General features: G+C 32.7%; 13 protein-coding genes and 1 pseudogene. 12 read left to right on the top strand and 2 right to left on the bottom strand.

Annotated features, from left to right (window positions below):
* Positions 1-43: 43 nt before the first annotated feature.
* Both ACIQ4I_RS17965 and ACIQ4I_RS17960 read right to left on the bottom strand, forming a co-directional pair.
* Positions 44-820, bottom strand: coding sequence for an amino acid ABC transporter substrate-binding protein (locus tag ACIQ4I_RS17965; RefSeq protein ID WP_403098486.1), 777 nt, complete (start codon positions 818-820; stop codon positions 44-46).
* Positions 821-1,108: 288 nt separating this feature from the next.
* The gene (locus ACIQ4I_RS17960) at positions 1,109-1,339 is read right to left on the bottom strand and encodes a hypothetical protein (protein ID WP_403098484.1); all 231 of its coding nucleotides are present in this window, start codon (positions 1,337-1,339) and stop codon (positions 1,109-1,111) included.
* A 535-nt stretch (positions 1,340-1,874) separates the two neighbouring features.
* On the opposite strand from ACIQ4I_RS17960, the gene ACIQ4I_RS17955 reads away from it, so the two are divergent.
* The 12 genes and pseudogenes from ACIQ4I_RS17955 to ACIQ4I_RS17900 all read left to right on the top strand — a co-directional run bounded on the left by ACIQ4I_RS17955 (position 1,875) and on the right by ACIQ4I_RS17900 (position 13,746).
* A complete protein-coding gene (locus ACIQ4I_RS17955; RefSeq protein WP_403098482.1) occupies positions 1,875-3,044 on the top strand; it encodes an aminotransferase-like domain-containing protein in 1,170 nt (389 codons plus the stop codon).
* 169 nt (positions 3,045-3,213) lie between these two features.
* The gene (locus ACIQ4I_RS17950; protein WP_403098480.1) at positions 3,214-3,543 is read left to right on the top strand and encodes a PadR family transcriptional regulator; all 330 of its coding nucleotides are present in this window, start codon (positions 3,214-3,216) and stop codon (positions 3,541-3,543) included.
* 15 nt (positions 3,544-3,558) lie between these two features.
* Positions 3,559-4,278, top strand: coding sequence for a pentapeptide repeat-containing protein (locus ACIQ4I_RS17945; protein WP_403098478.1), 720 nt, complete (start codon positions 3,559-3,561; stop codon positions 4,276-4,278).
* A 197-nt stretch (positions 4,279-4,475) separates the two neighbouring features.
* Positions 4,476-5,172 (top strand): annotated as a pseudogene (locus ACIQ4I_RS17940) (DUF2935 domain-containing protein).
* Between the two features lie 504 nt (positions 5,173-5,676).
* Entirely contained in the window at positions 5,677-6,462 is a 786-nt protein-coding gene (locus ACIQ4I_RS17935; protein WP_403098476.1) for an alpha/beta fold hydrolase, read from the top strand.
* 493 nt (positions 6,463-6,955) lie between these two features.
* Complete coding sequence (locus ACIQ4I_RS17930; protein ID WP_403098473.1) at positions 6,956-7,093, top strand: teichoic acid D-Ala incorporation-associated protein DltX; 138 nt, start codon at positions 6,956-6,958, stop codon at positions 7,091-7,093.
* 19 nt (positions 7,094-7,112) lie between these two features.
* Entirely contained in the window at positions 7,113-8,609 is a 1,497-nt protein-coding gene (gene dltA, locus ACIQ4I_RS17925) for a D-alanine--poly(phosphoribitol) ligase subunit DltA (RefSeq protein WP_403098471.1), read from the top strand.
* Positions 8,606-9,772 carry a D-alanyl-lipoteichoic acid biosynthesis protein DltB gene (gene dltB, locus ACIQ4I_RS17920; protein ID WP_403098468.1) on the top strand — a complete coding sequence of 389 codons (1,167 nt, stop codon included), beginning with the start codon at positions 8,606-8,608 and terminating at the stop codon, positions 9,770-9,772. Before dltA ends, dltB begins: the two co-directional genes overlap by 4 nt.
* Positions 9,773-9,787: 15 nt before the next feature.
* Positions 9,788-10,021: a D-alanine--poly(phosphoribitol) ligase subunit 2 gene (gene dltC, locus ACIQ4I_RS17915; protein WP_397540041.1), complete on the top strand. Its 234-nt coding sequence runs from the start codon at positions 9,788-9,790 to the stop codon at positions 10,019-10,021.
* Complete coding sequence (dltD, locus tag ACIQ4I_RS17910; RefSeq protein ID WP_403098466.1) at positions 10,018-11,193, top strand: D-alanyl-lipoteichoic acid biosynthesis protein DltD; 1,176 nt, start codon at positions 10,018-10,020, stop codon at positions 11,191-11,193. Before dltC ends, dltD begins: the two co-directional genes overlap by 4 nt.
* A 213-nt stretch (positions 11,194-11,406) precedes the next feature.
* The gene (locus ACIQ4I_RS17905) at positions 11,407-11,595 is read left to right on the top strand and encodes a hypothetical protein (RefSeq protein ID WP_403098463.1); all 189 of its coding nucleotides are present in this window, start codon (positions 11,407-11,409) and stop codon (positions 11,593-11,595) included.
* 405 nt (positions 11,596-12,000) lie between these two features.
* Positions 12,001-13,746 carry a protoglobin domain-containing protein gene (locus ACIQ4I_RS17900; protein WP_403098461.1) on the top strand — a complete coding sequence of 582 codons (1,746 nt, stop codon included), beginning with the start codon at positions 12,001-12,003 and terminating at the stop codon, positions 13,744-13,746.
* The last annotated feature ends 5 nt before the right edge of the window (positions 13,747-13,751 follow it).

Below are 13,751 nucleotides of genomic sequence, written 5' to 3'. Positions count from 1 at the left end.
AACAGGTTTCCAAAAAGGAAACCCTGTTTTGCCTTTTATTATTTTACTTTAATACTTTAATTTCGCCAAACCATTTTTTTGAAATTTCAGCGGCTGTACCGTCTGTATTCATTTTATCTAGTGCTTTTTGTAATTTGTTTAATAACTCTTCATTACCTTTTTTAACTCCTACACCGTATTCTTCAGGTGCAAGTGATTCATTAAGAACTTTGAAAGTACCTTTTTGTTTTGACATATAATAATTAATTACTACTTCATCAATTACTACTGCATCTGTACGACCACTTTTTAAGTCATTCAATGCCATTACATTATCAGAATATTCACTGACATTTTTTATTTTTGATTTAATAGGACTAGCATCTAATGCATCTGCTGCTGAAGATTGTGCTTGTAAGCCTACAACTTTTCCATTTAAATCATTTAATTTATTGAGTTTGGAATTGGCAAGTGTCACAACTACTTGAGCATTTTTTAAATATGGTTTTGTAAAGTTAACTTGTTTTTTACGTGCGTCCGTAATCGTATATCCATTCCAAATTAAATCGATTCGACCACTGTTTAATTCGGATTCTTTCGTTTTCCAATCAATTGGCTGAATTTTTACTTTATAACCCATTTCTTTTGCTGCAGCTTTGGCATAGTCGATATCAAAACCTACAATGTTATTTTTTTCATCGCGGAATCCCATTGGAGCAAACGTATCATCAACACCAATTACTAGTGTTTTGTCATCCTTTGAAGCAGAGTTAGATGAACATCCAGCCATAACGCTGAAGATTGCTACGATGAACATCGTCATTATTGCAAAACGTTTCATGTTGAAAACCACCTTTGATCTTTATTATTATTTGTTTTATTACACTTTAGTTCGCTAGCGCGTTAATGCATTATCAAGTTAGTAAAGTATATCATCGTTTTATATGAAAAGACAATAGCTTTTTGATATATTGATTCAAGTAATTAAGTGAAAGATTAAAAATGAACATTTAGTATATTATTAATCAATTTTATGGAATCTTATTCATAGAAAGGTAATAAAAAAAGGGGTGTCCATTTAGTGGATCAGTCCCTCTATCGTAGAAATATTTAAAATGCATTTTTGACTTTACAGTACATATCTCTGCAGGAGCATCGCGACGAAGTGGTTTTTCTTGAGTTGTGGTATTGAATAGCCAGCAGTGTTAGAAAACGTATAGAAGGAACAGTGGATTTTGCCTTTAGCTAAATAACCGTGGGAAATTATCCATCCTTTAGTAATCTTCATTTTACGTTTAATAACTCTTCTTCGATGATGTCGATAATATGCACGATTTCGATTGTGATGTTGTGGACCCATATACTGTCACACTCCTTGAGAAAAGGAGCAGCCTTAATGTGAATGATCAACATAATCACATTAAGCAAATAACTAACTTAATATATAGTATACTGAAACTAGTATATTTGAATAAATATATTACTTTCTATTAGATAACTATACTAACCGTAATGCAAAATTCATATGAAATATCGAACATCTAATGATAAACTATTTTGTTCATTATGGAGCGGAAGACGGCGACTCCTACGGGAATAGCTTGAGCTGAAAGCCCCGCAGGAACGCAGTGACGAGGAGATTGAAGCCAAGCCCGTGGAAAGCGCCGTCTGTAGCGGAACATTCCATTCTGAATATGGAAAAGTAAATATGTTGAAATGTTCGTATTTATAAATTAAAAATGGATTTATGAAATTGATTCAATCAACAATAATAATTTGAATTTATGTTTCTTTTTTACTTGAATTTTCTCGAAAACATTGACAATTTCTAATGTTTCGTGATTTGTTATAATATAAAAATAAATAGAATATGTAGTTCAGAAGGAGAATCGATTATGGTGCAAATTTTTTCAGATAGAATGTTAAAAACAGATAGCTCTTTTATTTCTCAAGTTATGCGATTAACTGAGACAAAAGATATTATTTCTTTCGCAGGAGGATTACCAAATCCAATTTCTTTCCCAGTAGCAGAATTCCAAGAATCGATGAATCGAGTTTTACATGAATCAGGTGAAAGAGTATTCCAATATTCAGGTACACAAGGCTATTTGCCATTACGTCAATGGATTGCAGAACGTTATAAAAAACGATTTGATATTGATGTTACAGCAGATGATATTTTGATCACAACAGGCTCTCAACAAGGATTAGATTTGATGGGAAAAGTATTGATCAATAAAGGGGATAACGTAGCTGTTGAAAGCCCATGTTATCTTGCTGCTATTCAAACTTTTTCACTTTTTGAACCTCACTTTTTGCCAGTTAGCCTTGAAGATGACGGCTTGAATTTAGAAGAACTAGAAGCAGCACTAAGTAACGAAAATGTGAAGTTATTATATACTGTTCCTAATTTCCAAAATCCTACTGGTTTAACGTATTCAAAAAAGAAACGTGAAGCTATTTATGAAATTATCAAGAAAACCAATACGATTTTAATCGAAGACGACCCATATGGTGAACTTCGCTATGAGGGTGAATCATTACCATATATCGCAGGTGGAAAATCTGAGAACAGTGTATTATTTGGTTCATTCTCAAAAACATTATCACCAGGAATGCGTATAGGTTACCTATGTACAAAGAATAAAGAATTAATGGGTCACTTGATTGCGGCAAAACAATCTTCAGATTTGCATACAAATGTGATTTCTCAATATGCTATCTATGATTATTTAGTAAATAATGATTATGAAAAGCATATTAATCAAATTACGGAATTATATAAAAAACAATGTGATGCGATGATTGCTTCTATGGAAAAACACTTACCAGCACACGTTACGTTTACAAAACCAGAGGGCGGAATGTTCTTATGGGCAGATTTAGGAGAAGGGGTATCATCAGTAGAAGTCTTTAATCGTGCAATTGAAAATAAAGTAGCATTTGTACCTGGGGATCCATTCTATACGGATGTGAAAGGTGCAAGTACATTGCGACTAAATTATACGAATTCAGACCCAGCAACGATAGATGAAGGAATTAAGAGATTGGCATCAATATTATAAATAAAAAAGGAGGATAGATAAATAATCTATCCTCCTTTTTTATGGTAAAAAAATACTTTTGAGCGATTAATTTTGGTTTTATCTAAAAAAAAGGTTGTTATTTATGGCTATCATATTACCTTGACAGTCATAGTACAATGATATATATTGTATTAAAGGGGGTGAGCTTTTGAGTGAGAGTAAAATTTCGGCTGATTTACTACGTGGCCATACAGATACGATGATTTTAAAGCTTCTTTTAGATAGTGATAAGTATGGCTATCAAATCAGTAAATTGATTTATGCCAATTCAGGCGAACAATACGAATTAAAAGAAGCCACCATGTATTCTAGCTTAAAGCGATTAGAAAAAGAGGGCAGTATCATGTCTTACTGGGGAAGCGAAAACCAGGGTGGACGTAGAAAATATTATAAAATTACAGATTTAGGGAAGAACACATACGAACAGAATAAAAAAAATTGGGAGCAGGCAAAACAGATATTAGAGCGTCTGCTGTGAAAGGGTGAAGGATAAATGCTAGAAGAGATCAATCAGTACGTTCGCAATATTTTTGCACCGTATCAAAAAGTCAAAACGGCGAAAGAGTTAGAAGAAGAATTATTATCTAATTTAAATGAAAAATTTTTGGATTATAAAAAACAAGGATATAATGAAGAAACAGCTTATCAAATGACGATTAATTCAATTGGTGACGTAACTGAATTAATCGATTCTATCAATCTGCAACAAACAGAACTTGAACATGCAATAAGAATGGATTTCTCACGGTCAAGAATGGTGAATTCTGATTTTCGTGAAGTTTCAATTCGAGAAGGAAAATTCTATAGTAGCGATTTAAAAGGATCAGATTTTACGAATTCAGATTTAACGGATAGTGAGTTTAAATCCTGTAATTTAGCAGATACCATTTTTGAAAATGTAAATCTTACAGGGGCTCATTTTAGAAGTTCCAATTTTAAAAGTGCACTATTAAAAAACTGTCAATATGATCGAACATACTTTAAGACGAGTAATTTAGCAGGAATAGACTTTGATGGTCAGTATTTTGAAGGAACAGTTTTTGAAGCGTGTACATTAAAAAAAGCTTCTTTTAGAAATACAACTCTCAAAAATGTTCAGTTTCGTTTATCAGAGGTAAAAAAAGTTGATTTTAGTGGATCTACAATGGATAAATTAACATACAATTTTTTAAAAGCAGGAAAAGCGGATTTAAATAATGTTACAATCATTTAACTAAATGTAAAAATGCAGGACTGTACAAAATATTGGTACATTGTCCTGCATTTTTTTATGTTAGAAAAGTTACGACTAGTACAAACAGTACTTGAATACATTTAAGTGATGAAAAGAATAAAGGAGATGTAAAATTTTTTGCCTGAATATATTTGAAGAGCGCAATTTTTGAACATCAATTTTGGCTCGAAATCCTAATGAATCACGGGCAATTTATCCGAGATTCACTTTATCCATCTGTGAAGGAGGATATTGAAGAGGCAAAGACATTTATTCATCGCTTTTCTGATCTTCATAAGCAAGTAAGCTCGTTAAATGTTTCAAATGCAATTCCATTTGCTGTAACTGCAGATGAAGCAGCAGAACAATTAGAGCAATTTAAATTTTCAATTCTTAGACGCCAATTATCTGGTGATATCAAGATTCATCTTTCTCCGACTTTTATAAATCACATGGTTAATGAATTAGAAGAATACCAAAAAGTATTAAGTTACTTAAAGAAAGGTGAAGTACCACCAAATTTTCATGAATAGCATCATCATTTATTGTGGTTAAGTGACGCTTATGGCCATGCTGGAATCATAAATGATGATATGGATAGCGTAGAAAAAAGATTAATAGAAAAAAGTTACACGTTTACGCAACACTTTGAACAATTTTATCTAAAGGCAGTAGAATTGACGGGGTATTTACGTGCTAATATTCAGTCATTTCCAGCATTAAATCGATTTAATAATGAAGTTGAAGTTGAGATGAATTTATTTAAAATATTTTTACATGAATTAGAGGAAATGAGTTAAGTGCTGAAGTATTAGGAACTTTTACTGCCTCGATGGTCGATCATATATCAAGGGAGGAACAGTTTACCTAACCAAACTTGTTAGGTCGAGATGAGCATGAATTGATTCACATATAGAGTAGCTTATTTATAATGGTTTCTCACAAAAAAGTAGTGAGGGGGGCATAGTTCACTAGTTTTTTATATCGAAATCAAGATAAATAAAAAGATATTCCAGAAGTAAATGCCTATTCTCCATATAGGATTTTATTGAAATGGAGAATGGGCATTTTCCTATTAGGGGATAAGTAGAATTGTATTCTTATTTGTAACATTGAAGAAAAGTGCGATGAAATATTTACATATGCTAATGGACAAGAATGGGTTGATGTATGTAAAGGCTGGCAAAAGAATCAAGATCTTAAAAATGAAGATTTACCATATAGAATAAGTTCACATTAATAAAGGAATGTAGTATAGTACTCTATTAAGGAGTACCCTTAGGATTCAGGGTAGTCCTTTTTAGTTTGCATAATCCTACGAGAACTAGGAGAGGTTCACCAATTTTTCTTCAGTTGAATATCGTATGTTAGATAATCATAAATGAATGGAGGGAAATTGTGGGGTATTTTGTGCCCGTAGAGTCAGGCGTCAAACTATTTGTAGAAGATATAAACCCAACAGGAAAAAAAACAATCATATTCATACATGGATGGCCATTAAATCATAATCAATTTGAATATCAATTTAATGTCCTACCTTCAGAGGGATATCGATGTATCGGTATTGACTGGAGGGGATTCGGTCGTTCTGATAAACCGATGGCAGGCTATGATTATAATAGGCTAGCAGACGATATTGCCACAGTCATCACTACTCTTCGGTTGAACAATTTTACGCTAGCTGGACATTCCACCGGAGGAGCAATAGCACTTCGTTATGTCGCACGGTATAGAGGATACGGCGTTCGTAATTTAGTATTAATTGATGCAGCAGCACCAACTGGCTTTACACAAGAAACCGCCACAAAATTTCTAAATGAAACGTATAATGATCGTCCGAATATGTTAAGAGATGTAACTGATACCTTCTTTTTTCAATATATATCAAAACCCTTTTCAGAATGGTTTTTCCAAATGGGATTACAAGCAGCAAGTTGGTCCACGGCCGCAATCATCAAAACACTTAGGGATGAAAAAATAGATCTAGAGCTTCAAATGATTAGTGTTCCTACCTTAATTATTCATGGCACCCACGATCAAGTTATTCCATTTTCACAAGCAAAAATCTTACATGACAAAATAAAAGGTTCAAGACTTGTACCATTTCAATATAGTGGGCATGGCCCTTTTTGGGAAGAACGAGAAAAATTTAATGAGGTGTTAATTAATTTCACCGCGCATTAGATGTATGACTGGAAGATGAAGAAAACCGCCACATCGGGAATTTTACTTTATAAGAATATCTATCATATTAAAAACTCTTCCTAAATGGATGAGTTTTTAATTGTGAAAACAAATTGATCATCCTTGAATTCAACTGATGTTGGTAAAATATTACTATATTACGGAGAAAAATCAAAAAAGATATTAAAAAAAGCATTTTTTTAATAAAAATCCTTCCAAATAATTTCCAAAAAAGTCTGACATATAAATATAAGCTGTAAGTTCTATTAAAAATAAATTAAAATTGAAGGATCAAACGAAATCAGTGGTATTGTCTATTTGTTAATTAAAAAAATCACATTAACTAATTATCATTAATGAAATGATACAAACTTTGCTTAATCTTAACTAAAAAGTAATATTTTTAATGAAAACTTAATATATAGATGATCAAACTGAAACTTTTAAATGTTTCATTCGTTTTATAGTAATGTGATAGAGAGGAAGTGGAGTCTTGCAAAAATTAAGAGAACACGAAGGATTTCGTTTAATTGGTTATACATTGTTTTATTTTGTCATTTTAGTGTTACTTGTATTAATTTACGGATTCCATGATATGAATGCGGGACCGTTTATTTATACCGAATTTTAAAAGAAAGTGAGTGTTACTTATGAGTGTACTGCATATGATTCGTGAGATGTCTTTGTTATATCCACAACGTATAGCGTATCAAGTTGATGATGAAACGTTAACTTATGAAGAGTTGTGGAGACAATCTGATCTTGTAGCAGAATTTTTAGTACAGGGAGGATTGAATGATGCAACGCCAATTGCAGTTTACGGTCATATGTCGCCGAAGCAAATCATCGCCTTTTTAGGGGTAGTCAAGGCAGGACATCCGTACATTCCATTAGATACTTCAATTCCAAATGAACGTGTTCAGCATATTCTAGCTGTTTCGAATGCGGCTATGTTGTTAACAACAGAAAAAATGAATTTAGACCTTTCAATACCTTCTTATGAAATTAATTCAGTTTTAGAATCAACGCATTCAAAAACAATTTCTCAAGATAATTGGGTAGATGGGGAAGATGTATTTTATATTATTTATACTTCTGGAAGTACAGGGAATCCAAAAGGTGTGCAAATAACAGCCAGCAATTTAGAAGCATTTGTATTATGGATAGAAGAGGATGCTCAGCTGCAAGATGGTGTATATCTTAACCAAGCACCATATTCGTTTGATTTATCAGTAATGGATTTATATCCAGCGTTGACAAAAGGTCGGACATTATATGCACTGACAAAATCTCAGATTAATCAACCAGCCATGCTTTTTGAAGCATTGCAACAATCAAATGTTAATGTTTGGACTTCTACACCTTCATTTGTGAAAATTTGCATGATGAATCCACTGTGGAATGCAGAAATGATGCCTACAATTGAAAAGTTCCTGTTTTGTGGAGAAGTATTACCACATGAACTTGCAAAAAATTTACAGGCTAGATTCCCAAATGCAAAAATTATTAATTTGTATGGTCCAACTGAAACAACTGTTGCAGTAACTGCTGTTGAAGTAACGAATAGCCTTCTTGATGATTTTAATGTTTTGCCAATTGCAAAGGCCGATGCTAATCATTTGATTTTACTTGATGAAGCTGGCGATATTGTGAGCGAAGGACAAAAAGGACAATTAGTAATTACCGGTCCTACTGTAAGTAAAGGTTATCTTGGTGCACCTGAGCAAACTGAAAAAGTATTTAAACTTTGGCGCGACGAAGATGTGTATTATACAGGTGATGTTGGTTATTACCAAAATGGCTACATCTTCTATTCAGGTCGTTCTGATTTCCAAGTGAAGCTTCATGGCTATCGTCTCGAAATTGAGGAAATTGAGAAAAAGATTGAATCATTAAATGAGGTAAGTGGTTGTATCGTACAGCCAGTAAAAGTACAAGAAGAAGTAGTGTCTTTAACTGCATTCGTCGTGCTAATTCAAAAGACCGATGAAAAACCATTCCAAACTACAAAACGATTAAAAAGCGCATTATCTGAAGTTGTCCCAAGTTATATGGTGCCAAAGAAATTTATATATGTAGATCAACTTCCGTTGAACGCCAATGGTAAAGTGGACCGTAAAAGATTGGCGGTAGAAGTAACGATATGATACCTTATGGTGATTTTACATTCTTCTTTATCATCGGTATTTTATTGATACCTACAATTATTTTAGGACTTAAAGGAAAATCATCCAAAAAGTATAACATGTTTATTTCAGTTATCATCTTGGCGATTATTTTTAGTTCATCAGTCAAGAGTATACTTTCACTGGTACTATTTACGATTTTCCAAGTACTTTTAATTAAAGGATATCAAACGTATCGATCAAAGAACAATAATGGTACTGTTTTTGTATTCGCTGTTTTGTTAGCAATTCTGCCACTTGTATTAGTAAAGGTGCTACCTATTTTAGGTCTTCACCATCTCTTTGGTTTTTTAGGTGTTTCTTATATTACATTTAAGGCTGTACAAATGATTATGGAAACACGCGATGGCATGATCAAAAAGCCAATTTCTATCGTGGAGCTTGTCTATTTCCTTTTGTTTTTCCCATCAATTTCATCTGGTCCAATCGACCGATGGAGACGATTTGAAAAGGATTTGAATCATGTCCCAGATCGCGATGAATATCGAGAGTTATTATTTAATGGTATTAATAAAATTTTCCAAGGATTCTTATATAAGTTTATTATTGCATTCTTACTTTACAATAAGGTTCTTTTGTATTTACCAAATCATACTTACAATTATTTAACACCTTTTGAAGGGCACCTTGCCTATATGTATGTTTATAGTCTCTACCTATTCTTTGATTTTGCTGGCTACAGTGCATTTGCTATTGGTGTAAGTAAAATCATGGGGATTAAAACTCCAGAGAACTTCAATCTACCGTTCTTAAGTAAGAATATTAAAGATTTCTGGAATCGTTGGCACATGAGTTTATCATTCTGGTTCCGAGACTATGTGTATATGCGTTTTGTATTTTGGATGACGAAAAAGAAATGGATTAAAAACCGTTATACAGTTTCCTATATAGGATACTTTGTCCTATTCCTATTAATGGGCATATGGCATGGGCTTGAATGGCATTTTATCGTCTACGGATTGTATCATGCATTACTTATTGTTTGCTTTGATAAGTTTGAAAGATGGAATAAAGTGCATAAATTTTGGCCAAAGAATAAATGGACAAATGTAATTTCAGTTGTAATTACTTTCCATTTTGTTTGTTTCGGTTTTTATATTTTTTCAGGAAAATTATTTAGTTAAAAGGAGTTTATTATAATGGAAAAACAAGAAGTATTTAAAGTATTAGCTGCTGTATGTGAAGATGATGTTATTTTGGAAAATCCAGATATTGAACTGTTTGAAGAGGGCTTACTTGATTCGTTTGGTACAATTACATTACTAGTTGAAATCGAAGAAAAATTAGGTATTAGTGTACCAATCACAGAATTCTCCCGCGAGGAGTGGAATACACCAAATCATATTGCGGAGAAATTAGTTGAATTAGCATGAAGAAGTATACTTTCCTTCCGCTAGCGATTGCAGTAGTGTTATTTTTCGCCTTTTTATTTTTCCCTAATCGTTGGTTGAAGAGCTGGATAACGGATCAAAGAGTAGAAGAAGCGAAGATTGAAATGAATCCGCTTATGTTTCAAGGTGCCTATTTGCAAAGTCAAATGTTAAAAGATAAGAAAACTCTACCAATTTACGGTTCATCTGAATTGGAACATTTAGATCCTTTCCATCCTTATAATTATACAAAAGCAGCAGGTACACCCTATTCTACTTTTATGGTAGGACGTGGAGGAACCCAAAGTATTACACATTTTTTGAATTTCGCAGAACAAGAGAAAAATTTAAAGGGGAAAAAGATTATATTTATCATTTCTCCACAATGGTTTATGCCTGGGGGGATTGATGATTTTCATTTATCTCCAAATTATTCAATGCTTCATGCTTATGACTTAGCATTCAATCATGAGATGGATCCTAAGATAAAGGAAAAAGCAATGCGTCGTTTATTGCAATTTGATACGGTTAAGCGAGATCATTTGTTAGTGTCAATGTATAAATACGAACTAGCAAAAGATAAAAAGCCAGTATTAGGACGTGTTTCGATGATATTTGGTTATTTGAATCGAGCACTTCTTGAAAAGAAGGATTTATATTATTCATTGATAAATGAAACGGATAAAAATCCACATGCGAAACCATCTCTTATCAAAAATCAAACATTTGAACAGCAAATTCACAATGCAGATGCATTTGGGGAAAAACGTGTTTCAAATAATAATTACAATGTAGCTGATAAATACTATAATCGAAATATTGCACCAAAATATAATGAGTTAAAAAATTCTAAAAAGGATTTAGACTTTTCGAAGTCACCAGAATATAAGGATTTTCAACTTATGATGGATGTATTAAGAGATGCAGGTGCAAAACCTTTATTCATATCAATTCCGATGAAAGGAAAGTGGTATGATTATACTGGATATTCTAAAGAAAAACGTCAAAGATATTATCAAAAAATACGAACTGTAGTAAAAGACTCAAACTTTCCTTTAATCGATTACTCATCCCATGAATATGACCCTTATTTCATTACCGATACGCTTCACATTGGTTGGAAAGGATGGGCATATCTAGATCGAGATATGGATCGTTATTGGCAAGTAAAATAAATAAAGAAGCTGTCTCAACTTGAGGCAGTTTTTTTTTTATAGATTTCTTGTTGAATAAATTATGATTTAAGTACAAGAATTACTTCTTTATGATTTTACTGGAAAAATTTTGTCCGAAATGTGAATGAAATGTTGACAAAATGTGTCCGGAGGTTGTATGATTATGACATAAAGTTGTCACATTTATATACGAAAATACGAGGGGGATGCAAAATGAATTATACTGATATTATTTTAATCGCGGTTGCTTGTATGAGCATTCCATTGATTTGTGCAATTTTCTTTGATGCATTCTACGCAGAGAAAAAAAGTAAATCCTTTTCATTAAAACGAGTTTCTATCTGGTATGCATTATTTTTTGCTGTATCTTTCATACCGTCCGTATTATTTTTAGCGCAATAATTATAATATTTTAAATGGGGAGCCTTCTAAATAGAAGGTTCTTTTTTTATTTAATGTGGCTGTTATTTGAATGGAATAGTCATTGTGCTAGCACTCCTCACACACAATAAGAAAATCTTTGCTATGTTCGCTCAGCGTGCTGGTACTTAGGATAATACATCCATAAACATAGCCTATTCATAAAAATGTCCAAAATGATACATATAATGCGATTGTAAATAATTATAGTAAGGTTTTTTACCTATAATACTATAGTAATAGTGGAAAATATTTATGAAAAAATGTATATAAAAATCAAAATAGTTACATTATAATAGTCTTAAAATCCCATATTTTTTAATATGAGAGGACTCAACTATTTAATGAAATAATCTAATGCAAGTTAAAAGAAAAAGGAGGAACGCTATGTTTGCAAAATCTAAGAAACATTATCAATATTTTTCTGCAACTCCAGGATCTGATATAAATGCTAACAAAAGATTTCAAATTAAATTGGATTTTTTGGGGTTATCTTCAATTAGAAGGGCTTCTGTCCAAGGTTTAAGAGAATTGTATGATGAACATCATAATGAAATTTTGGATAGTTTTTATGGGCATTTAATATCTTTTCAAGAGTTTAGAGAAATAATAGAAAACCATTCATCTGTTGAACGTTTAAAAATATCATTTGATAAGCATTTCAGAAGCTTATTTGAAGATCAACTAGATTTACAATATATTTTCAATCGTAGAAAAATAGCTCACACTCATGCGAAACTAGGCGTCTTACCTGATTGGATGATTTCTGCCTATACATTAATTAACCAAATAATTATCCCGTTAATATTGGAGAAATATAGCCGTAACCGTAAGAAAATGATGGACGTGCTTCTGGCATATGAAACCCTTGTGAGTATAGATCAACAACTTATTGTGGAGACATATATTGAAATTCAAGCAGGTTCAATTGTTAATGGGTTGGGGGAAATCATTGCATTTAATACCCAACTAGATCAAATAAAAAAACTTATTCAGTTTCAGGAAATGCAAAAGAAAGATGTTATTTCGGCCAATTCTTCAATGGAGCAATTAGATGCTAGTATTGAAGAAGTTTCTTCATCAATTGTCGATGTATCAAATGATACACAAAGCTCATTAGAAGAGTTAAGTAAAGGAATTCAGTTGCTTCGAAACGTAAATGAATTATTGAGAACAACTGATCAAGGACAAGAAAGTGTCAAAGAAAATGTTAGTGAATTAGAAAATAGAGTGAATAACGTTACAAAATTGGTGGAATTTATTCAAGGTATTGCTGAACAAACAAACCTGTTGGCATTAAATGCATCGATTGAAGCAGCTCGTGCAGGAGCTGCAGGTAAGGGATTTGCTGTAGTGGCAGAAGAAGTTAGAAAATTAGCTGACAATACCAAATCATCCGTACAATCGATACATGGAGATATACAAAAACTTCTCGAAATTACAAAGAATATTAGTACACTAACAAAACAATCTGCCGAAGACTTACATAAGGGTGTAAATGAAACATCCAACATTACAACAGCATTATCTACATTAAATGATACTTTGCAACACCAAGGATCTAGTATTGAAGAGATTGCTACTGCGACCCAACAACAAGCAGCGGCAGCTAACGATATCACTGTGAGAAATCGTAATATTGCAGAGAATGCCATAAAAAGTAAAGGGATTTCGAATGATACGGGTGAAGCCATTTATACTTTAAGTAGGATGATTGATAACTATCGCACGAAAACAATTTCAAAAAACTTCATCATTAGTCAGGAAGATATTGTTGCCCTAACGATTACTGATCATCTTTTATGGCGTTGGCATATTTATAACCTATTATTAGGATTCGGGCAAATGACAGTGGATGATGTAAAGTCACATAGAGAATCTCGTCTTGGAGAATGGTATTATGGGCAAGGTAAAGAATTGCTAGGAAATGAACCGACATTTAAAGAACTAGAGCAACCCCACGCACGCGTCCATGAAGTAGCGCGAAAAGCAGTACAAGCCTACAATACCGGTAACTATGAATTAGCAGAGGAATATCTAGTAGAAGTAGAAAAATGCTCAAAAATTGTAATTGATAAACTTACGAAATTACGAGAAATCATCATTGCAAGCAAAGAGCCATATATGCATTAAAGTGA

This window comes from Rummeliibacillus sp. NPDC094406 (assembly GCF_044763875.1).
Classification (GTDB): Bacteria; Bacillota; Bacilli; order Bacillales_A; family Planococcaceae; genus Rummeliibacillus.
This window is presented reverse-complemented; position numbering and strand designations above follow the sequence as displayed.

Coding starts and splice junctions, on each gene's coding strand:
- ACIQ4I_RS17905 (WP_403098463.1), top strand. CDS start 11,407: ATGAATTATACTGATATTATTTTAATCGCGGTTGCTTGTATGAGCATT.
- ACIQ4I_RS17900 (WP_403098461.1), top strand. CDS start 12,001: ATGTTTGCAAAATCTAAGAAACATTATCAATATTTTTCTGCAACTCCA.
- ACIQ4I_RS17955 (WP_403098482.1), top strand. CDS start 1,875: ATGGTGCAAATTTTTTCAGATAGAATGTTAAAAACAGATAGCTCTTTT.
- dltC (WP_397540041.1), top strand. CDS start 9,788: ATGGAAAAACAAGAAGTATTTAAAGTATTAGCTGCTGTATGTGAAGAT.
- ACIQ4I_RS17965 (WP_403098486.1), bottom strand. CDS start 820: ATGAAACGTTTTGCAATAATGACGATGTTCATCGTAGCAATCTTCAGC.
- ACIQ4I_RS17960 (WP_403098484.1), bottom strand. CDS start 1,339: ATGGGTCCACAACATCACAATCGAAATCGTGCATATTATCGACATCAT.
- dltD (WP_403098466.1), top strand. CDS start 10,018: ATGAAGAAGTATACTTTCCTTCCGCTAGCGATTGCAGTAGTGTTATTT.
- dltA (WP_403098471.1), top strand. CDS start 7,113: ATGAGTGTACTGCATATGATTCGTGAGATGTCTTTGTTATATCCACAA.
- ACIQ4I_RS17945 (WP_403098478.1), top strand. CDS start 3,559: ATGCTAGAAGAGATCAATCAGTACGTTCGCAATATTTTTGCACCGTAT.
- dltB (WP_403098468.1), top strand. CDS start 8,606: ATGATACCTTATGGTGATTTTACATTCTTCTTTATCATCGGTATTTTA.